Annotated in this window: 14 protein-coding genes; 10 read left to right on the plus strand and 4 right to left on the minus strand. The window is 37.2% G+C overall.

Annotated features, from left to right (window positions below; genetic code table 11):
- The first annotated feature begins 47 nt into the window (after window positions 1-47).
- The 8 genes from MUN88_RS08145 to MUN88_RS08180 all read left to right on the plus strand — a co-directional run bounded on the left by MUN88_RS08145 (window position 48) and on the right by MUN88_RS08180 (window position 10834).
- Window positions 48-1169 carry a GntR family transcriptional regulator gene (locus MUN88_RS08145; RefSeq protein ID WP_244723167.1) on the plus strand — a complete coding sequence of 374 codons (1122 nt, stop codon included), beginning with the start codon at window positions 48-50 and terminating at the stop codon, window positions 1167-1169.
- Window positions 1170-1431: 262 nt separating this feature from the next.
- Window positions 1432-2952, plus strand: a complete 1521-nt coding sequence (gene arfA, locus MUN88_RS08150; protein ID WP_244723168.1) for an arabinosylfuranosidase ArfA — start codon at window positions 1432-1434, stop codon at window positions 2950-2952.
- A gap of 81 nt (window positions 2953-3033) precedes the next feature.
- Entirely contained in the window at window positions 3034-4341 is a 1308-nt protein-coding gene (locus MUN88_RS08155) for a glycoside hydrolase family 27 protein (protein ID WP_244723169.1), read from the plus strand.
- Between the two features lie 20 nt (window positions 4342-4361).
- Complete coding sequence (locus MUN88_RS08160) at window positions 4362-5840, plus strand: alpha-N-arabinofuranosidase (RefSeq protein WP_244723170.1); 1479 nt, start codon at window positions 4362-4364, stop codon at window positions 5838-5840.
- A 976-nt stretch (window positions 5841-6816) separates the two neighbouring features.
- Entirely contained in the window at window positions 6817-7758 is a 942-nt protein-coding gene (locus MUN88_RS08165) for a carbohydrate ABC transporter permease (protein WP_244723171.1), read from the plus strand.
- On the plus strand, window positions 7758-8600 hold the full coding sequence (locus MUN88_RS08170; RefSeq protein WP_244723172.1) for a carbohydrate ABC transporter permease: 843 nt from the start codon (window positions 7758-7760) through the stop codon (window positions 8598-8600). The genes MUN88_RS08165 and MUN88_RS08170 overlap by 1 nt, the downstream gene beginning before the upstream one ends.
- A gap of 104 nt (window positions 8601-8704) precedes the next feature.
- Window positions 8705-9250: a YesL family protein gene (locus tag MUN88_RS08175; RefSeq protein ID WP_244723173.1), complete on the plus strand. Its 546-nt coding sequence runs from the start codon at window positions 8705-8707 to the stop codon at window positions 9248-9250.
- Window positions 9251-9499: 249 nt separating this feature from the next.
- Window positions 9500-10834 (plus strand): ABC transporter substrate-binding protein, encoded by a 1335-nt coding sequence (locus tag MUN88_RS08180; RefSeq protein ID WP_244723174.1) that lies wholly within the window; start codon window positions 9500-9502, stop codon window positions 10832-10834.
- A 578-nt stretch (window positions 10835-11412) separates the two neighbouring features.
- On the opposite strand, the gene larC is transcribed toward MUN88_RS08180, so the two are convergent.
- Both larC and gltC read right to left on the minus strand, forming a co-directional pair.
- Window positions 11413-12213, minus strand: a complete 801-nt coding sequence (gene larC / locus MUN88_RS08185) for a nickel pincer cofactor biosynthesis protein LarC (RefSeq protein WP_244723175.1) — start codon at window positions 12211-12213, stop codon at window positions 11413-11415.
- A gap of 224 nt (window positions 12214-12437) precedes the next feature.
- Window positions 12438-13349, minus strand: a complete 912-nt coding sequence (gene gltC, locus MUN88_RS08190; protein ID WP_244723177.1) for a glutamate biosynthesis transcriptional regulator GltC — start codon at window positions 13347-13349, stop codon at window positions 12438-12440.
- Between the two features lie 145 nt (window positions 13350-13494).
- Between gltC and gdhA the strand changes: the two genes are divergently transcribed.
- On the plus strand, window positions 13495-14877 hold the full coding sequence (gdhA, locus tag MUN88_RS08195) for an NADP-specific glutamate dehydrogenase (protein ID WP_244723180.1): 1383 nt from the start codon (window positions 13495-13497) through the stop codon (window positions 14875-14877).
- Window positions 14878-15631: 754 nt separating this feature from the next.
- Here gdhA and MUN88_RS08200 read toward each other — a convergent pair.
- Both MUN88_RS08200 and MUN88_RS08205 read right to left on the minus strand, forming a co-directional pair.
- Window positions 15632-17932, minus strand: a complete 2301-nt coding sequence (locus MUN88_RS08200) for a helix-turn-helix domain-containing protein (protein WP_244723183.1) — start codon at window positions 17930-17932, stop codon at window positions 15632-15634.
- A gap of 31 nt (window positions 17933-17963) precedes the next feature.
- Window positions 17964-18623, minus strand: coding sequence for a YesL family protein (locus MUN88_RS08205; protein WP_244723185.1), 660 nt, complete (start codon window positions 18621-18623; stop codon window positions 17964-17966).
- Window positions 18624-19009: 386 nt separating this feature from the next.
- Here MUN88_RS08205 and MUN88_RS08210 point away from each other — a divergent pair, with 386 nt between their 5' ends.
- Window positions 19010-20521, plus strand: coding sequence for an extracellular solute-binding protein (locus MUN88_RS08210; RefSeq protein WP_244724395.1), 1512 nt, complete (start codon window positions 19010-19012; stop codon window positions 20519-20521).
- Window positions 20522-20583 lie beyond the last annotated feature (62 nt).

Below are 20583 nucleotides of genomic sequence, written 5' to 3' on the forward strand. Positions count from 1 at the left end.
TTTTCGTAAGTGGAAACGATCGGAAGGTGATAAAGGGGGTAATACAGATGGAAGCGAAATATAAAAAAATCAAACAATCGATTAAATCTAAAATTCTCGAGGGCTTGATTATACCACATGAAAAAATCAGTTCTGAAACAGTATTGATGGAAAAGTTTAAGGTTAGTCGCCATACTGTACGTCTTGCATTAGGTGAGTTAGTGAATGAAGGCTGGCTTTACCGGGAGCAGGGAGCGGGGACTTTCTGTGCCGATCGATCATCGATACAGAAAAGGTCTACATACGAACTGCCAGCGAAAAACATTGCTATTATAACAACGTATATATCAGAGTATATTTTTCCCTCGATTATCCGTGGAGCGGAGTCATTTTTGAGTGAAAAGGGTTATCATGTAAGTATATTTAATACTAACAATAAGCATGACGAAGAACAAAGAGTATTGGAGAAAATAATAAATGGTAATTATGACGGGGTAATCCTTGAACCAACCAACAGCGCATCAGCCAATCCAAATCTCCGTTACTATTTAATGATGGAGAAAGAGCAAATACCATATGTAATGATTAATGCGGATTACGATGAATTGGAGCCTGTTTCCTTTATGCTTGACGATGTCAGGGGAGGCTATTTGCAAACGAAACATCTATTAGAACTTGGACATTCCGATATTGCATGTATGTATAAAACGGATGATGCACAAGGTCGCAAACGATTGAAAGGGTATATTCGAGCTCATCGGGAATTGCAGGCAGTGATCAATCCGAAGAACATTATTTCCTATCATACTGAAAATATGGGGAGTAAACCATTTGATGCCTTGAAGAAGCTGATGGATGCAAAAAATAATGCACCAACGGCTATTGTATGCTATAATGACCAGCTCGTTTTGCGGTTAATGGATATGTTGAGAGAAGAAAATATTTCTATTCCTGAACATATGTCATTTGTCGGGTATGATGACTCCATGCTGGCTGAGATTTCTGAAGTAAAACTGACTTCCATTGTTCATCCGAAAAGTCAAATGGGAATAGACGCGGCAAAAGCGATGATAAATATGATTGAGAAAAAGAATCAATATCATAACCAAGATTTATCGATTTTATATGAACCAGCATTAAAAGTACGGCAATCTACTGTATCTGTAAAAAAAGGAGCAGATATATCCTGAATGACAGATGTATTTTAAAAGCTGTGGGATACCGAAATACATAAGTGTAAATATTTTTTTAATGTTTCGGTTAAGTTATGATAATTTAACAATGTAAGCCTTGACAAATAGAGCGTAATTTCATAATCTTAATATACGTACAATTAACTAAAAAACTATAATTATGTATTAAATGTACGATCAAGTTAATAGGAGTGCTATTGTTGTAAGCGGTTCACTTGTTGTGATAATTATCATTGTAATGAATGAAAGGATGATATCAATGGCAAACGAAACAGTAAAAGCAAAAATGGTTGTAGACAAAGAATTTCAAATAGCTGAAATTGATCCACGGGTTTATGGTTCTTTTATAGAACATTTAGGTCGAGCTGTTTATGGTGGTATCTATGAGCCAGAACATCCCACTGCTGATGAGCACGGTTTCCGGCAAGATGTCCTGGAACTTGTTAAAGAGTTACAAGTTCCAATCGTTAGATACCCTGGTGGTAATATGGTATCCGCGTATAATTGGGAGGATGGAGTTGGTCCAAAAGGTGACCGTCCCAGCCGTTTGGAATTAGCATGGCGAGTAACAGAAACAAATCAGGTAGGTACCAATGAGTTCGTTGATTGGGCGAAAGCAGCGAATACAGATGTAATGATGGCTGTTAACCTTGGAACTAGAGGGATCGACGCTGCCAGAAATTTGCTTGAATATTGTAATCACCCTGGTGGTACGTATTGGAGTGACCTTCGTAAGTCGCATGGTTATGAAAACCCTCACAATATTAAAACATGGTGTCTAGGAAATGAAATGGATGGTCCATGGCAAGTAGGTCAAAAGACGGCTCAGGAATATGGTCGTTTAGCATATGAAACAGCGAAAGCAATGCGACTTGTAGATCCGGAAATCGAACTGGTAAGCTGTGGAAGCTCTAATTCAAACATGCCAACTTTTCCTAGCTGGGAAGCAGAGACGCTTGAACATACGTATGAAGTAGCGGATTTCATTTCACTTCACCAATATTATGGAAATCGTAGTGGAGATACTGCCAACTTCCTTGCAAAATCAATGGATATGGAAAATTTCATTCAAACAGTGATCGCAACTTGTGATTATATCAAGGCTAAGAAACGAAGCAAGAAGAAAATGTACTTAAGTTTTGACGAATGGAATGTATGGTTCCACTCTAATGAACAAGATAAAGAAATCGAGCCTTGGACTGTAGCACCACCACAATTAGAAGATGTTTATACATTCGAAGATGCATTGCTTGTAGGTAGTATGTTAAACACGATGCTTCGTCATTCAGATCGTGTGAAGATTGCTTGTATGGCTCAGCTTGTCAATGTTATCGCACCGATTATGACAGAAAATGGTGGAGCAGCTTGGAAACAAACGATCTTCTATCCATATTATTATACTTCAGTTTATGGACGTGGTGTGGCGCTTAATCCAGTAGTTAGTTCACCGAAATATGACAGTAAGGACTTTACAGATGTTCCTTATCTAGATCCTTCTGTTGTATATAATGAAGAAAAAGAGGAATTAGTCATTTTCGCAACAAACCGTCACTTAGAAAAAACATTAGAAGTCGACATCGATGTTCGTGCGTTTGAAGGGTATGAAGTTGTTGAACATGTCGTGTTAGAAAATGAAGATGCAAAAGCAGTGAATTTAGCAGGTCAAGAGAATGTTAAACCACATAGTAATGGTGAATCGTATCTTGATAGTGGAAAACTTACAGGTATTTTCCCTAAGTTTTCTTGGAACATGGTTCGTCTGCAAAAGAAGCATTCATAATATAGCAAACAGGATAGGAGAAGTAGATTGTGAGACTTCTCCTTCTTTAGTGGACAATGAATGAGGGGTGAACTTCTGGTTATGAAACACCATCAATATGCATTAACACCGCCAATGGGATGGAACAGTTGGGATTGTTATGGGGCAACTGTCCGAGAAGAGGAAGTTAAAGGTAATGCAGACTATATGGCCAAGCATCTGAAGGGTTATGGCTGGGAATATATTGTCGTAGATATTCAATGGGCAGAGTCTGGGGCTGTTTCATCTGCTTATCGTCCATTTATACCGTTAGAAATGGATGAGTATTCACGATTAATTCCTGCGACGAATCGGTTTCCATCTGCTGAAAATAATCAGGGCTTTAAGCCACTGGCAGAATATGTGCATCAGTTAGGTTTGAAATTCGGTATACATATCATGCGTGGTATTCCAAGACAAGCCGTTCATCAAAATACAAAAATATTAGATACAGACGTAAGAGCCCGTGACATTGCAAAGCCAAATTCTATTTGCCCGTGGAATACAGATATGTATGGAATAGACCACAATAAAACAGGGGCACAGGAATACTATGACTCGCTTTTTCAACTGTATGCCGAATGGGGCATCGATTTTATAAAGGTCGATGATATTGCCGATTCCAAATTGTATGGTACACATGCAGAAGAGATAGAAATGATTCGCAAGGCTATTGATAATTGTGGCAGACCAATGGTATTAAGCTTATCACCAGGGCCTGCGCCACTTGACCGTGCTAGTTTGTTAGAAGAAAATGCGAACATGTGGCGGATGACAGATGACTTTTGGGATATCTGGGAATTGCTATATGACATGTTCGAACGGTGTTATAAGTGGAGTAAAAATATTGGACCCGGATTTTGGCCGGATGCCGATATGCTTCCATTAGGACATATCGGAATTCGTTCGGTAGATGGTGGCGCGTCAGATCGCTATACTCGTTTCACTAAAGATGAACAAGTCACCATGATGACGCTTTGGTCGATGTTTCGTTCACCTCTCATGTTCGGTGGGGAATTACGAGATAATGACGAATGGACATACTCTCTCTTAACCAATCCTGAAGTGCTGGAGGTACATCAAACAGGATTCGGTGCACGTCAAATTTATCGTGATCACGATCGAGTAGTGTGGAGTTCCAATGGTTTAGATGGCTCCATTTATGTTGCATTGTTTAATTTATCAGATCAAAAACAATTAGTTAAGGTTAGTCTAATAGATTTGAACATTCAAACAGAAGAAGCAATCATTCGCGATTTATGGAAAAGGAGAGACGAAGTGTCGCAACAGGGAACGATAGGTTATGAGTTAAAACCACATGCTGCCAAGTTTATTAAGGTGGAAGCTGCGAATCTATCAGGACAATCATAAATTTTAAATGAGGTGAAAAGATGACTAGAAAAATTGTAGTAAATGCAGATGTTGGTAAAGGGAAAATTAACAAAAATATCTATGGCCATTTTGCTGAACATTTAGGTAGATGTATCTATGAAGGCTTTTGGGTAGGGGAAGATTCTGATATCCCAAACACAAAAGGAATCAGAAACGATGTAGTGGAAGCACTAAAGAACATTAACATTCCAATATTACGTTGGCCTGGTGGATGTTTCGCAGATGAGTACCACTGGAAAGATGGTGTCGGTCCAAGGGAAGATCGTAAACGTATGGTAAATACACACTGGGGTGGCGTAATCGAGAATAATCACTTTGGTACGCATGAATTCTATCAGTTGTGTGAATTATTAGAAACAGAACCGTACATTAATGGTAACGTTGGTAGCGGAACTGTTCAGGAAATGTCTGAATGGGTAGAATATATGACATTTGACGGTGAATCACCAATGGCTAATTGGCGTCGTGAGCATGGTAAAGAAGAACCGTGGGCACTAAAATATTTCGGTGTTGGTAATGAAAACTGGGGTTGTGGTGGAAATATGCGCCCGCAGTATTATGCAGATCTTTATCGTCGCTTTCAGACATACGTAAGAGATTATGGAGATAATAAGATTTTCCGTATTGCTGGTGGCGCAAATGTGGATGACTATAACTGGACGGAAGTATTAATGAGAGAAGCGGCTCCTTTCATGGATGGTTTAAGTCTGCATTATTACGTGCATCCAGGTGGTTTTTGGAACAAAGGACCTGCAACAGGATTCACTGAAGATGTATGGGATATCACAATGGAAAAAACAGTTCATATTGAAGAGTTAATTGAAAAGCATAGTACGATAATGGATAAATATGATCCGGAAAAACGTATTGCTATGATAATTGATGAGTGGGGTGCATGGTATGATGTAGAGCCAGGAACAAACCCAGGTTTTCTATATCAGCAGAATACAATTCGTGATGCACTTGTAGCGGGTGTTTCCCTTAACATCTTTAACGAACACAATGACCGTGTTCAAATGGCAAATATTGCGCAAACGATTAATGTTATTCAATCGATGATCCTAACAGATAAAGAGAAAATGATTTTAACCCCAACGTATCACGTCTTTGAAATGTACAAAGTGCACCAGGATGCTGAGCGTTTAGATCTGAGTGTTGAAAGCGGATCGATTAAAGTGGGAGACAAAGAAATCCCTCAGGTATCAGCATCCGCATCAAAGGCAAAAGATGGTGCTGTAACGATCACGCTATGTAACCTTCATAAAGCTGAAGCATCAGACTTGTCTGTTGATCTACGTGGTCTAGCTTTCGAAAATGTATCAGGACGCATCATAACTGCAGAAGAAATGGACGCGCACAATACATTCGAGCAGCCAGACAACGTGAAACCAGTAGAATTTGATCAATTCCAAGTAACAGATAATGAATTAACACTTACATTACCGTCGAAATCTGTATTGAGCTTAACAATTAAATAATGAGAATAATAGAAAAGCTGGTAAGTGTGGATACTTATCAGCTTTTTTTATGAGAAGCGTATATAAGTACAGTTATAGCAGTAATATGCTAAATATGAAGATAGGTTCTCATAATGTGGATTATGTAAAGTGAAACCGCCTGACAAGGTAGTCATTTTGATAGGTTTATATGCGTAGCAAAGCTTCGGAAATATACTCCGCGTCCTGTGGGGCACGGGAGTGTACGCATATTTCCTACGCTTAAGAGAAGTGCTACAATGATTGAAAGAGCTAATAGCAGTGGCACTAGGAATTATGTTATAAATTCAAATGCTGTTATTGATAGATATGCTCAATATACTAGCTCTTACACAAGTTGTAGAGTACCTATCCTAGCGTAGGCTAACCACGTAGACTCCCGCGGGATCTTCAGCCGTGCCCCGCTGGACGCGAAGGTTGGCCGGAGCGGCATTTCAGCATACAAATCATTTCAAAATTAACACTAATCTAGTAAGCTCCTAGTTAATATATATCCACATTATAGGTAGTTGTATATTACTTATGCTAGTTAGGATTGGGGAGGGTTGGCTGGTTTTTCTTATACGGTAGGAAAGCAATATGGCCCTATGAGTTTTCAGTGGATAAATTCATGTGTTTATAAGTTATCGCCAATGATAAATGAATTTTACATAATCGCACTACAATGTAAAACCAACCATTATAGATTTAGATAAAAACAAATCAACGCAAATAAACATAAAGGATAAATAAATACAAAAATTATAGATGAAAATAAATTAAAAAGTTTAAAAATATAGAGTTTTTTTCTATAAAATGATTGAAAAAACTTATGCAGTTATATATAATATAACCATACATTACTTATACGTACGTTTTAGTGGCAAGGAAAGAATTGGTTACTAGAACGAATATTAAGGAATAAGCTTAAAAAAAGCATGGAACCGTTGAAAGCGTATTCAAAAAATGAGGAGGGGTTATGTTGGCAACAAATCAATCAGCACAAACATCAAGCGCAAATAAAAGGTCAAATCCAATATTAAACTTTTTAAATTCAAAAAAAGTTGTACCTTATATTTTCGTATCACCATTTATTATTTCTTTTATCGTGCTAACTTTATATCCGGCGATACGTGGTATTATGATGAGTTTTCAAAGCGTATTACCTGGACAAGTAGAATTCATTGGGTTAGCTAATTATGAGAGGGTTTTTAATCCAACCTTTTATAAAGCTTTAATGAATACTTCGATTTATGTAGTTCTAACAGTCGTGATTCTAACCATCTTGCCAATTATTTTTGCCGTTATATTAGATTCAAAATTAGTGAAATTGAAAACGCTATTTCGTGCATCGTTATTTATGCCGACTTTAGCATCTACCATCGTAGCTGGTATGATTTTTAGATTAATGTTTGGTGAGACCGAGAGTGGAGCAGCCAACCAAATTATTAGCTTGTTTGGTTTAGATCCGGTCAATTGGCGTTACCATGCATGGTCTGGTATGTTTCTAATGGTACTTCTTTGTGTATGGCGCTGGTTAGGTGTTAACATTTTATATTTCTTAGCAGCGTTGCAAAATGTACCAAATGAATTGTACGAAGCAGCAGATATTGATGGCGCAACCATATTTCAAAAATTTCGCTATGTTACCTTACCATTCTTGAAACCGGTAACGATCTTCGTAGTAACGATCTCTATTATTAACGGATTTAGAATGTTTGAAGAAAGTTTCGTTTTCTGGGAAGCAGGTTCACCGAATAATATTGGTTTAACCGTTGTTGGTTATATTTATCAGCAAGGTATTCAGCAAAATGATATGGGATTCGGTGCAGCGATTGGTGTAATTCTTATGATTATCATATTTATCATCAGCTTCATTCAATTAATCCTAACAGGTGCGTTTAAACGAGGTGATCAATAATGAATAAAAGAGGAACAAGTAACACATTGAAGTGGATTACTAATATTGGGATGGCAATAGTTTGTTTAATAGCATTATTTCCAGTCATAATGTTATTAATTTCATCTTTTAGACCGTCCACAGAATTAATGCGAACAGGTATAAGCCTGAATTTTGACTGGAGCATGCTAAATCTTGATAACTATACCTACATCTTTACACAGTCAGCAGAATATTGGACATGGTATACCAACAGTTTAGTTATTTCGGCGATTACAGTTGTACTATCGTTATTTTTCTCATCAATGGTTGGTTATGCGCTTGCCGTATATGATTTTAAAGGGAAACACTTATTCTTCACCTTTGTTGTATTCATTCTGATGGTACCATTTGAGATATTAATGTTGCCTCTATTTCAAATGATGATTTCGTTTCAATTAGTCAATTCTTATTTAGGGGTAATTGTCCCGATGATTGTTGCACCTATTGCTGTTTTCTTCTTTAGACAATATGCACTGGGGTTGCCAGTACAGTTAATGGATGCAGCACGTATAGATGGCGCAACAGAATACGGTATTTTCTTCAAAATTATGTTACCGTTAATGGCACCTTCCTTAGGGGCTATGGCAATATTACAAGGTTTAGGAAGCTGGAATAACTTCTTATGGCCATTAATCGTACTACGTTCCAATGATATGTTTACATTACCAATAGGATTAGCTACTTTATTAACACCTTATGGAAATAATTATGATGTATTAATAGCAGGATCTGTTATGACGATTGTACCGATTATCATTTTATTTATCTTTTTCCAACGTTACTTTGTTGCTGGATTAACAACAGGCGGTGTCAAAGGATAATAGCTAAACATTAGGATGTGACAATACATGTTTGGAAAACAAATAGTTAACTCATTGGATCAATTTCTAAATGTGATCTTAAGAATAGCGTGGCTTAACTTTTTGTGGATTATTTTCACACTTATAGGAGTAGTGGCAGGGGGATTTTTCCTGCTACTACAGCTTCTATTAGTGTTGCAAGAAAATGGATTCAGCAAAAAGATGTAAATTCGGTATATCAAGCTTTTAAACAAGCCTATAAACAAGAATTTATCCGGGCTAATATTATGGGATATATTCTCGTCGTAATAGCAGCCATTCTTTTCTTGAATTATCAGGCGATATTGCAACTAGGTGATCAAATTCCTGTATTTGTTGTGTTTGCTTATTATTTTGTCATCTTTCTATTCAGTATATTAGCTTTGTGGATCTTTCCATTACTAAGCCATTATCAGACAACTGTACAAGAGTACTTTAAAAATGCGCTTATAATAGGCATAACGAAAATGCCAGTTACTATTACAATGGCGTTAGTCTTATTTATAATCTTGTATGTCTCATTAGAATTACCAACGATGCTGTTATTTTGCACGATAAGTTTGATAGCTGTTGCAATGGCATTCTTGTCTGTTCAGGTCTTTGAAAAAATAGATAAGGAACAGACTAATTGAGAAACGTACGTACTATTCTTTCATGTAATTAAATGAATAAAAACGTTAATGTAAAACTTATTTTTTATGTTAACAAAACTTATTGACAAATTAAAAACTAAATGATATTGTTTAGTTAACAACAAGATAAACTTTAAAAAGTAAGCTTTGGAATAAGTGAATCAAAATGAAGTGCTATTCCTGTATGAAATAGTACGAAATACTTGAAAGCGGTTACTATCTTTAATTAATATTTTAGGGGGTTTAGTAATGAATAAAAAAAGTTTATTAGTTTTATTAATTGGTATGCTAGCAATGGTACTTGTTGCTTGCGGTGGAGGAGATGACTCGTCATCAGAAGCATCAGATGTATCCACTACCGGTAGTGATATGGAAGGGGCAACACCATTGAAAATGTGGGTGTTTGCTGCACAACACGTGGACTTCTATATTGATGCAGCAGAAAGATGGAATGAAGAGAATCCTGACAATGCGATTGAATTATCAGTAGAAACATATCCTTTAGATCAAATGCACAATAATTTATTGCTAGCTTTACAATCTGGTAATGGTGCACCTGATCTTGCAGACATTGAGATTGGGCGCTTTCCTAACTTCTTAGAAGGGGAACCGCAGTTATTACCAATGAATGATTATGTAGAACCAGAGTTAGAAAACTTTGTACAAGGTCGCTTTGAAATTTACGCGAAAGATGGACAATATTATGGTATGCCAACACACGTAGGTGCTTCCGTAATGTACTATAATACAGAAATTATGGAGCAGGCAGGAGTAGATATTGATTCCATTAAAACATGGGATGATTTTAAAGCAGCTGGCCAAAAAGTGGTAGATAATACAGATGCATTTATGATTAACTCTTTCCCTGGTGACTTCTTACCATTCTGGAGTCGAGTATCACAACAACACTCTGATTTAATGACTGAAAGTGGTGAATTAACAATTAATACACCAGAGAGTGTACAAGCACTTAACGTAATGAAAGATTTACAAGAAGCAGAAATTGCTGAAGTTGCACCTGGTGGGGCACCGCATGCGGAAGAATTCTATTCGTATATGAATGACGGTAATGCGGCAGCAGTCTCTATGCCAATTTGGTACATGGGACGCTTCACAGATAGCATGCCAGATCTAGAAGGTAAAATGACAATTCGACCAATGCCAGTATTTGATGAAGATGATAACCGCTCTGCAGGTATGGGTGGTACTGGTACTGTTGTAACAAACCAATCAGAAAACCCGGAATTGGCTAAAGAATTCTTGGCATATGCTAAGCTTACGAAAGAATCTAATATTAAACTTTGGACGATCTTAGGTTTCGATCCGCCTAGACACGATGTTTGGGATGATCCGGCGTTACGCGAAGAAAACAAGTATACGAAATACTTTGGCAATAACATTTTCGACGTACTTTTAGGTATTAAAGATGAGATTGAACCACTTCAAATCTCACCAGCTACACCTGATATTGCCAATGAGCTTAACACGACCACTCTTAATACTGTATTAAGAGATGGAGAAAAAACAGCAGAAGAAGCACTTGCCGAAGCGCAAGAAGCTGTACAATCACAGCAAAGCGAATAAAATCATTAATGAAAAGCCCTATCCGGTAGAAAGAAATCGGATAGGGCTTTTCTATTCCGGTAAAGATGAAAACACATTGGAGCTGGAGCAAATCAATGCAGGAATTATAATAGTATTAGAAAAACTACTTATAATACGGATTATGTCAGCTTAGGTGGTAATTTTGATTCATGTGCTAGGATATCGCTCCGGACAATCACTTCGTGTCCCTAGGGATCGGTCGTGTCTGAGGTCACTGAAAAACATATTATGGAAATTCATTCTCCCACTAAGATAGCTATAAAAGTGGTTTCAATCCACCACTTTTATATGATATTCAACATGAATTTTTGGATTCGATTTTCCTGTCGCAAATTTTTATGGACTTTTTCAGTGGTCTCCGTGTCCGAAAATCCCACAGGAAAGTGTAATTCTTTCCGAGGAAGTTGAGGCCGACCCCACAGGACTGGGAGCATATTTCAGGAGCTTGACTACGCATATACAGCCAAAATTACCACTTTGAGAAATCCACTTTACATATCTATATTATCGAACCTAGTTGCTGATCATTACGAGTTTTCCTTTATTTATTAAACTATTTAGTCCTCTCCGATGATAACTCGTAACACATTAGGATGATCTTTAAATGTTTTGGTGCCTGCGCCGTAGCCTATTTTGTCCACTTTCATCGTTGGTAACGTCGAGAATGCGTTAACCTGGGTTTTTATAATGGCTGCTCCTGTTGGGGTAGTTAATTCTCCTTTTACACTGCTTGACGCCAATGGAATGCCTTTTAAGACTTCTAATGTAGCTGGAGCAGGAACAGGATAGATGCCATGGTCGATATGAATATGTCCTGAACCAACTGGAACTGTCGCAGCTATAATTCGATCCACAGCCAGATCCTCCAGCAAAATCGCAGTACCGACAATATCAATGATTGAATCAATCGCACCGACTTCATGAAAGTGCACTTGAGCAATGTCCATTCCATGAATTTTTCCTTCTGCTTCACCAATGACACGAAACATATCAAGTGATCTGGATTTTACATTATCATCTAGTTCACTATTGTCTATTAATTTCACGATATCCTGATAGGTTCGATGATGGTGGCTGTGTGTATGGTTATCGTGATGATGATGGTGATCATGGTCTTCAGATTCTGTATGCTGATGGGATCGCTGATGTGTATGGCTTTCCTTCATCATCACATTAAACTTATTACTATGAATACCGTTTTTTACCACTTTTTCTACCGATAGTTCATATTCTTGCTCCAGTTGCAGCAATGCCAATTGACTTTCTAGCGCATGAAATGAAGCACCAGCATCTAATAAGGCGCCGATCGTCATATCACCACTGATTCCTGAAAAACAATCTACATACAATATTCGCATATCCAATCTCCTCTATCATCTATTTACTCTATTAATTATAAAGCATTTAATCACTTATACCTATGTATCTTCATTTTACAACGAAGCATAGTCTTCGTAAATCACACATTTGTCTGAAAATACAAACAGTTTTTCTGCCATTCGTTGCATGTATTAGAACATTTCAATAGCTTTAACCGATTATTTTTTTGCGACTAACGTGTCAAATGTATTTTATATTGCTTTTATCTTTTTTTTAATGCGCTTAGACCGCCATATATTTCGAGTAAGAAATCATAAAATAATTCTTCCGTTGGCAATAGCTTGCGTTGTGTTGGGAAAATAACACCAACTGTTCTGCTAACCGTCCGATCAGAAAGTGGCACAACGACAGTTGATATGGGAGTATTATCTACAAGTGTCATTTCAGGCATTAGTGCTACGCCTAAACCAGCCGAAACCAATCCTTTCAACGCATCAATATCTTTCCCTTCAAAGGCTATTTGTGGAGAAAAACCAGCTTTATTACAGGCGTCAATGACTTGATCACGGAACACAAATCCTTCTGGCAGTACAACAAATGGATCATCTCTTAGTTCTTCGAGCATGATGGATTTCCTTTTAGCAAATGGGTGATTAAGTGGAACAAGCGCTACAATACTCTCGGTAAACAGTGTAGTGCCGTTAATCTTGTCATTGCCTTTGTCTGGCATTGGTGCAATCATCGCCAGATTAAAATTACCATCAGCTACACCATCGATGAGATCATAATAGAGAGCATTACTCATTTGAAATTGCGCTTCCGGATGACGTTGACGGAATGCATAGATAATAGATGGCAAGGTATGTGCAGCCATACTGATAGGAAAAGCAATCCGTACAGTTCCTTTCTCCGGATCTAAATATTCTTTCACTTCTCTTTTTGCTTCTTCCATCATATAAGTAGCCTGCTTCATTCTTTCGAAAAAAATCTTACCTAAAGGCGTCAGCTTTACACTTCTGCCTTCACGAATAAATAGGTCTACGCCTAATTCATTCTCTAAGTTATATATTTGTCTGCTGACAGATGATTGTGCCACATGTAAATGCACAGCTGCTTCTGTCATATGTTCCCTTTTGGCTACTTCCATGAAATATTGAATTTGTCTAATTTCCAAATTAAACACCTCATTTTCCATGCGTTAAACGCATTAATATCATCGTTTATTAGTATTGAAGCTATCACTCCCAAAATTATAAAATGAAATCACACCAAAAAGAAAGAGTTTTAATTCAAAATTTAGATAAATAGGAGTGGACGTAATGAAAACCCTTGAAGAAGTGCAAGATATCCATATGGAATCTGCTAAGGTCTATGTAGATGAATTATTTGAGAAAGTTCAACAACGTAACCCGAATGAAGCAGAATTTCATCAAGCAGTTAAGGAAGTATTCGAATCGTTAATTCCAGTATTGGCAAAAAACCCTGAATATATCGAACAATCCGTATTAGAAAGAATGGTTGAGCCTGAAAGAATGATTATCTTTCGCGTACCATGGGTAGATGATCAAGGGAAGACACAAGTAAACAGAGGTTTCCGTGTACAGTTCAACAGTGCAATCGGTCCTTACAAAGGTGGATTACGATTCCACCCGTCAGTTAACGGAAGTATCGTTAAATTCCTAGGTTTTGAACAAATCTTTAAAAATTCGTTAACAGGTCAACCGATTGGCGGAGGAAAAGGTGGATCAGATTTTAATCCAAAAGGGAAATCAGATGTTGAGATTATGCGTTTCTGTCAAAGTTTCATGGCTGAGCTCAGCAAACATATCGGTCCTTACACGGATGTACCTGCAGGTGATATCGGAGTGGGAGCCAGAGAGATCGGTTACTTATTTGGAGAATACAAAAAAATCCGCGGTACATTTGAAGCGGGTGTATTAACTGGAAAAGCAATTGGTTACGGTGGTAGTCTTGGTCGTAAAGAAGCAACAGGCTACGGTACCGTATATTTTGTAGATGAAATGCTCAAAGCACAGAAACAAAGCTTTGAGGGATCAACTGTTGTTGTTTCTGGCTCTGGTAATGTATCGATTTATGCGATGGAAAAAGCGACACAACTTGGTGCTAAAGTGTTGGCATGCAGTGATTCCAGTGGTTATATTTATGACGAGAACGGAATTGATTTAGATTTAATCAAGCAATTAAAAGAAGTGGAAAGCAAAAGAATCCATGAGTATGTCGATACACATCCAAAAGCTGTGTTTGTAGCGAATCACTCTGACATCTGGTCGATTTCTTGTGATATTGCATTGCCGTGTGCAACTCAAAATGAGATTGATAAAGAAGCAGCTGAGCAATTGGTTGCTAATGGTGTGAAAGCAGTTGGAGAAGGTGCCAATATGCCTTCTACCCTAGATGCTATTGATGTATTCCTTAAAAATAATGTGTTATTTGCACCTGCCAAAGCAGCCAATGCAGGCGGTGTTGCTGTTTCCGCTCTGGAAATGGCACAGAACTCGGCAAGACTTTCATGGACATTTGAGGAAGTGGATATGAAATTAAAAGATATCATGCGTAATATTTATCAAAATAGCATGGAAGCATCTGTAGAATACGGTTCACCTGGCAACTTGGTAGTCGGAGCAAACATTGCCGGTTTCACGAAAGTGGCAGATGCGATGGTTTCACAAGGAGTTATCTAAACCGTTTATCTCTAATAAATAAACCCTTATTGAAAATCACCAGAGCAGCAAAATAGCGCTTTGGTGATTTTCTTTTATGCATCAGAGTAACCCTTAACTGTCCAAAAATGTAACAAAGAAAAGGGGAAAAAGCTTATTGTAATACAGGTGATGTAAAGTGGAACTGTATTACAATGTGGTAATATTGATAGGTGTATATGCTAAGAAAAGCTCCGGAAATATGCTCCGCGCCCTGAGGGGGCAGCCTCAATTCCCTCGTAAAGAAGTACACTTTCTATGGAATTTTCGGACACGACTGATCCCACAGAAGTCTCCACATATTGTAAGAGTTCTACAACGTTAGTAACAGCAATAAGCAGCAGCTCTACGTATTACGTATGAGAGTATGAAAATGAATCTGCTAGAACGGATGGATGATCAGATCGGCATACTAATCAATATGCTACCACGTGCATTCGGTGTATAGGTCATAAAATAGCACTGGCCAAACACGCAGACTCCAAGGGTACATTATGAGTTGAAGATCCACTTTGTCTGTGTCTGTGTCTACTAGTATCACTTCGTAGCGTGCTTCCTCAGCGCAAGGCAGCAAAGAAGTAATTCATGTAGTAGTCTAGCTGAAATTGTTCCCTCAGGTTGGCCGGAGCGTTATCTTAGCACATTACACATTTCAAAACAATTAGTAAGCTAGTTCACACAATCTGAATTATCTGAATTTTAAAAAGGACCGGGCTGGCGCCGGGTCCTTTTTAAATTAAGCTTCTTTACTTTTGTATTGTGCACGGTATTTGCCTGGTGTGATTTCCTCCATTTTGCGGAAGGACCGAATAAAGTTCTGTGAATTGTTGTATTGTAACTGCTCGGCAATTTCTTTTACTGACATATTCGTTGTCGTTAACCAGTCTTTTGCTTTATTCAGCCGATATCTTAGTAGATACTCACTAAAGGAATAACCGGTTTCTTTTTGAAAGATACTGCTTAAGTAGTTCGGATTATAGTGCAATTCAGCAGCGATCAGGTCAAGTGAAATATCTTTATTAAAATTATCACGGATGAATCGAATCATTTTATCTGATATTTTCTTGTTCTTAGAATCGTCCCGTGCATCGATATTTGCGATCAGTGGAAGAATAATGTCTTCTTTTACCCATTCATGGATCGCTTCTAAGGACCTTAAGTTTTGGAAATTAGTAATCATTTCTGTCGATTGGAACCTCTCCACATTCACACCTAGCATTTCTTTTAATTCATACAGTTCATATAGGAAACGAGATATGATAATCTCCAACTGCTGGTGATTCATATCATGACGATTTACATAACCAAAAAATTTGTCAAGCTCATTTAAAGCTTGTTCTTGATCTGTCAGTTTAATCGCATCAATGATTTTATTCTTAAGCTGGCTTGGATAAGGGGCGACGCTTGAATAGCGTCTGTTTAGATTTTCATAGAAAATGATCGACGCTTCGCCCATTTTTAACCGGTATTTTAGAGCTTCTTTACTTTCTTTAAATGCAGTACTGGCATCTTCTAATGTTTGATAGCGTTGGCTGATACCGATGCTGATTGATAAATGTAATAATTCTTTGATTTTGGCTTGAATTAATTTTACCCGTTCATTAATGACCTGCATGTAGGCAGCGGAATCCTCTTCATCAGTTAGAATAATAGTAGATTGTGTATCATTACTAACGACAGGAGTAAGTCTTTCATTAGAAGGGATCAAGTCTTCTATTAAATTATTAATCGCAAACAAGATAAGATCCTGATCGTTTTTATTAAATTTCTTTTGGTCTATTTCGTCAATTTTTAAAGAAAAGATGGTAAGTGAATTCCATTGATCGTTATAATTAAATGATTTAATTTTTAACGGAATTTCACTCGATGACACTTTTCCCTGTAATAGACGGATCATAAAAAGCTGTTTCAATTGTGTGATTTGACTTTGTACACGTTTTTCCAATTGATCGTTCTGGTTTAATAGTTTTTCAATATGAGTTTCAATAAGTTCGAATTCATTTCCAGAATGAGAAGGAAATGATTCCTCATCATTTATTTTAATTGCACTCTTAAGTTTCTTGACTGGACGATACAAAAATTTGCTACCGATAAAAGCAAAGCAGGATGATATAATTAATAAGATCGTAACGATGAGAGCAGTCAGCCATCCGATGGAACTAGACTTTGTGTGTAAATCACTTAATTTTACTAAAGATAAATAAGTCCAGTTGTTATAATCAGATGATTGATATGAAATTTTATAATCTGTCCCATTAATGGTGTACTCAAATTGTCCTTCCAATTCATTTCTGTCAATTTTGTCGTAGAGTGCATTAGGAATGTAACCATCATCACCAGTGTATTCAGAATTGCTATGAGCAATTATTTGATTATTTTCATCTAAAATAACGAATGATTCACTATCGTTGCTTTGGGCCATAATGTCATTCAATTCACAAGTAGGGACGATGACAGAGATTAATCCATCAGGATTGGAAGATAAGATAGGTAACCTCTTAATCAGGTTAATGTATTGTGGACAACTATTGGTCGTTGCATTCGGTAAGTTAATATCCTCAGCATCTTCCATAACCCACATGGACTTTCTTGGCAAGTTCAAATAATTAAGATTGATTTGCTCGTAAGTCTGATTATCAAGGTGAACTAAGCCATCATTGTTAATTAGCCATCTCTTCTCCAGACTGACAAGAATGATGTCCTCGATACCTGTTTCCAACGTCTGGAGATGATTCAAATCTTTTCGCGAACTTTGAAAATCATTAAATGCCATTCCGTTCATTTCTTCATTCAGTAGTGATTTTGTCTGAGCAGAACGTACAAAGTAAGTAGTAGATAAATCTATATAACGTAGCACCTGTTCCACATTTGTCTGTATTTGAAAAATGTTTTGTTTCTTTTCATCGTTGGAGTAATCAACAATCGCATGTGAGGATTGCCAATAAGATAATACGCCTGTAATGATAACGGGAACGGTGCTTAGAATGAAGAGAACAGATATTATCTTGAAATAATGTTTATCAGAAAATTTTTTCATAGGCAATCTTCCTTAATCGTGAAATTTATTGCTATGAAGCAGACACCGTTGTCTGATCTAATTGTTCCTGTTGTTTTTTGAAAAGCTGTCTGAAGCCGATGTGAACAACAAACATCGTCACATAAGAGCTAATACTGAATGTAAAAAACAACGTTACACCAGGATATTTTAACGAAAGGTAATAGATGCCCGCCAAAATAGTCAATGCACATATAGAATAATGCAAGTTAACAGCACCGATCGAGACCGCGTATCGAATATATTGCCAGAATGACAGTTGATAATGTACATAGACTGGTCCTATATATAATACAAGCATGACATAAAGAAAGGCAGCAATAATAAAAATACCTAATAGTAGAGGATATACACTACTATCGCTCATTAGTCCTGTATATTTTAAGAATACAGACAGAAAGTAACCAATAATATATAAGATGAGGCCAAATAAGTTAGCACGAATGAAATTTTGCTTATATGCGTGCCAAAATGTTTCTGCGACAGCGGTATCAAATTCTTTTAAGACCCATTTCCGGACAATTGTAAACATTGCAATAGTCGCTGGCATGATGCCGAAGAATACGAGTCCGAGCAGGGTGAAGCAGATCCATAAAATATTCAGCCATGCAAATCGTGTAATCCAGACACTGATCCGGTAAAACCCACCCCAAAGTCCTGACATTTCCATCATTGATATCACCTGTTTCCTAAATAAATGTTAATATATATAAGGATAACTTTTTTTCCTTAATTAGTAAATAGTACTATTGAAGCGCTTTCAAAAATAATCATATTATAAGGAGGGCAAAACACTTGTGGTTAAAGGATTTGAGAAACAAAGATAAGTAAAAATAATCATTATCTTATATGTTTCTTAAGGCTCATAAAATAATGATTATTTAACCAAAAAACACGTTGTGCAGTAAGCGTTTACACACACACTGTAAAACTGATTATATACAAAATGTTAGCGCTTCCGTACTATTAATGATGTACACAGCAAATTGTTGTGATACCAAAAAAACAATTTTTTGGAGGGTGGTTAATTTGAGTAAGTGGAAAAAATTATTAGGAATTATGCTATTGCTTTTATTGCTTGCATTAACAGCATGTAATAGTGATAGTGCATCTGAAGATGATGGATCCGCAGAAGGCGATGATTCTTCTGAAGAATCAGGGGATAGTGGTGAAGAAGGTTCAGATGAGCCATACGCATTTACTATCATGGCAAACTTACACACACCAGAAGTTCCAAATGAAAAAGTATTAACAGAAATAGAATCCGCAACCAATACAGACATCGAAATTCAATGGGTACCGGATAACAACTATGAAGACAGATTAAACACAGCATTTGCAACGAATTCATTACCAGAAGCAGTATTCTTAAAAAACCAGACTTCTTTCATTCAATTCCGTGATGCAATGGAGGATGAGCAGTTCTGGGAAGTTGGGCAATATTTAGATGAATTTGAGAACTTGTCTAAATTGAAAGAGAATGTATTAGATAATACACGCGTAAATGGGAACTTATATACCTTATATCAAGGACGTCCTCTTTCAAGACAAGGTCTTATTTATCGTAAAGATTGGGCAGATAATTTAGGATTAGAGGCTCCGACAACAACAGAAGAATTTATGGAGATGGCTAGAGCATTTACAGAAGATGATCCAGATGGAAACGGTAAAGACGATACATTCGGTGTTACAGATCGAAGCGATTTAGTATATGGGGCATTCAAAACAGTTTCCTCATGGTTTGGTACTCCAAATAACTGGGGTGAACAAGACGGTCAATTATTACCTGAGTTTATGTTCGATGAATACAAACAAACAATGGATTTCTTTAGAGAAATGCATGAGAACGGATACATCAACCAAGACTTTCCTGTAACAAGTAAACCAGATCAGCAAGAATTCTTTAAGAACGGTACGGCAGGTATGTATGTAGGTTCAATGGGGGATGTTGGCAGCTTGCACAATGATGCAGTAGCAATTAACCCTGACGTTGAATTTGATGTGCATAATAACATTGCTGGTCCGGATGGAGAATTTGGTATTTGGGCCATTCCGGGGTACGGAAGTTTAGTTATGTTCCCGAAAAGCTCTGTAGAAACAGAGGAAGAGTTAAAGAAAATCTTAGGTTTCTTTGATCAGATGATGACACCAGAAGTAATTAACCTTGCTTACTGGGGCATTGAAGGCGAACACTATAATGTAAAAGAAGGAAAAGCATTACCTGTTGAAGATCAAGACTTAACAGATCGTGAAGTAAAACCATATCAGTCAATCGAAATTGGTGAACCAGAAACAAATGGTCGTTATGAAGGTTTCTTCGATTATGATGTGAAAGCAAAATCTGAAGAGTTATTTAAAGATAACGAGAACCATTTAATCGAAGATCCAACTGTACCACTTTATTCTGAAACATATGTAAATGATGGTGCTAGATTGCAAGAGATTATTACAGATGCAACTTACCAGTACATTCTTGGTCAAATTGACGAGGCTGGCTTTGATGAAGCAGTAGAGAAATGGAAATCTGAAGGTGGAGATGCCATTATTGAGGAATATAACGCATCGAAATAATCAAAAAAAAGTGGAGCTGTCTCAGTTAGACAGCTCCATATCTATCAAACAACAGGATCAGA

The sequence above is a fragment of the Gracilibacillus caseinilyticus genome, from assembly GCF_022919115.1.
GTDB classification, from domain to species: Bacteria; Bacillota; Bacilli; order Bacillales; family Amphibacillaceae; genus Gracilibacillus; species Gracilibacillus caseinilyticus.

Bases quoted from the DNA above. Each gene is read 5' to 3' on its own strand.
- MUN88_RS08180 (WP_244723174.1), top strand. From the start codon at position 9,500: ATGAATAAAAAAAGTTTATTAGTTTTATTAATTGGTATGCTAGCAATG.
- MUN88_RS08160 (WP_244723170.1), top strand. From the start codon at position 4,362: ATGACTAGAAAAATTGTAGTAAATGCAGATGTTGGTAAAGGGAAAATT.
- MUN88_RS08210 (WP_244724395.1), top strand. From the start codon at position 19,010: ATGCTATTGCTTTTATTGCTTGCATTAACAGCATGTAATAGTGATAGT.
- MUN88_RS08170 (WP_244723172.1), top strand. From the start codon at position 7,758: ATGAATAAAAGAGGAACAAGTAACACATTGAAGTGGATTACTAATATT.
- MUN88_RS08200 (WP_244723183.1), bottom strand. From the start codon at position 17,932: ATGAAAAAATTTTCTGATAAACATTATTTCAAGATAATATCTGTTCTC.
- MUN88_RS08205 (WP_244723185.1), bottom strand. From the start codon at position 18,623: ATGATGGAAATGTCAGGACTTTGGGGTGGGTTTTACCGGATCAGTGTC.
- MUN88_RS08155 (WP_244723169.1), top strand. From the start codon at position 3,034: ATGAAACACCATCAATATGCATTAACACCGCCAATGGGATGGAACAGT.
- arfA (WP_244723168.1), top strand. From the start codon at position 1,432: ATGGCAAACGAAACAGTAAAAGCAAAAATGGTTGTAGACAAAGAATTT.
- gdhA (WP_244723180.1), top strand. From the start codon at position 13,495: ATGAAAACCCTTGAAGAAGTGCAAGATATCCATATGGAATCTGCTAAG.
- MUN88_RS08165 (WP_244723171.1), top strand. From the start codon at position 6,817: ATGTTGGCAACAAATCAATCAGCACAAACATCAAGCGCAAATAAAAGG.
- larC (WP_244723175.1), bottom strand. From the start codon at position 12,213: ATGCGAATATTGTATGTAGATTGTTTTTCAGGAATCAGTGGTGATATG.
- MUN88_RS08145 (WP_244723167.1), top strand. From the start codon at position 48: ATGGAAGCGAAATATAAAAAAATCAAACAATCGATTAAATCTAAAATT.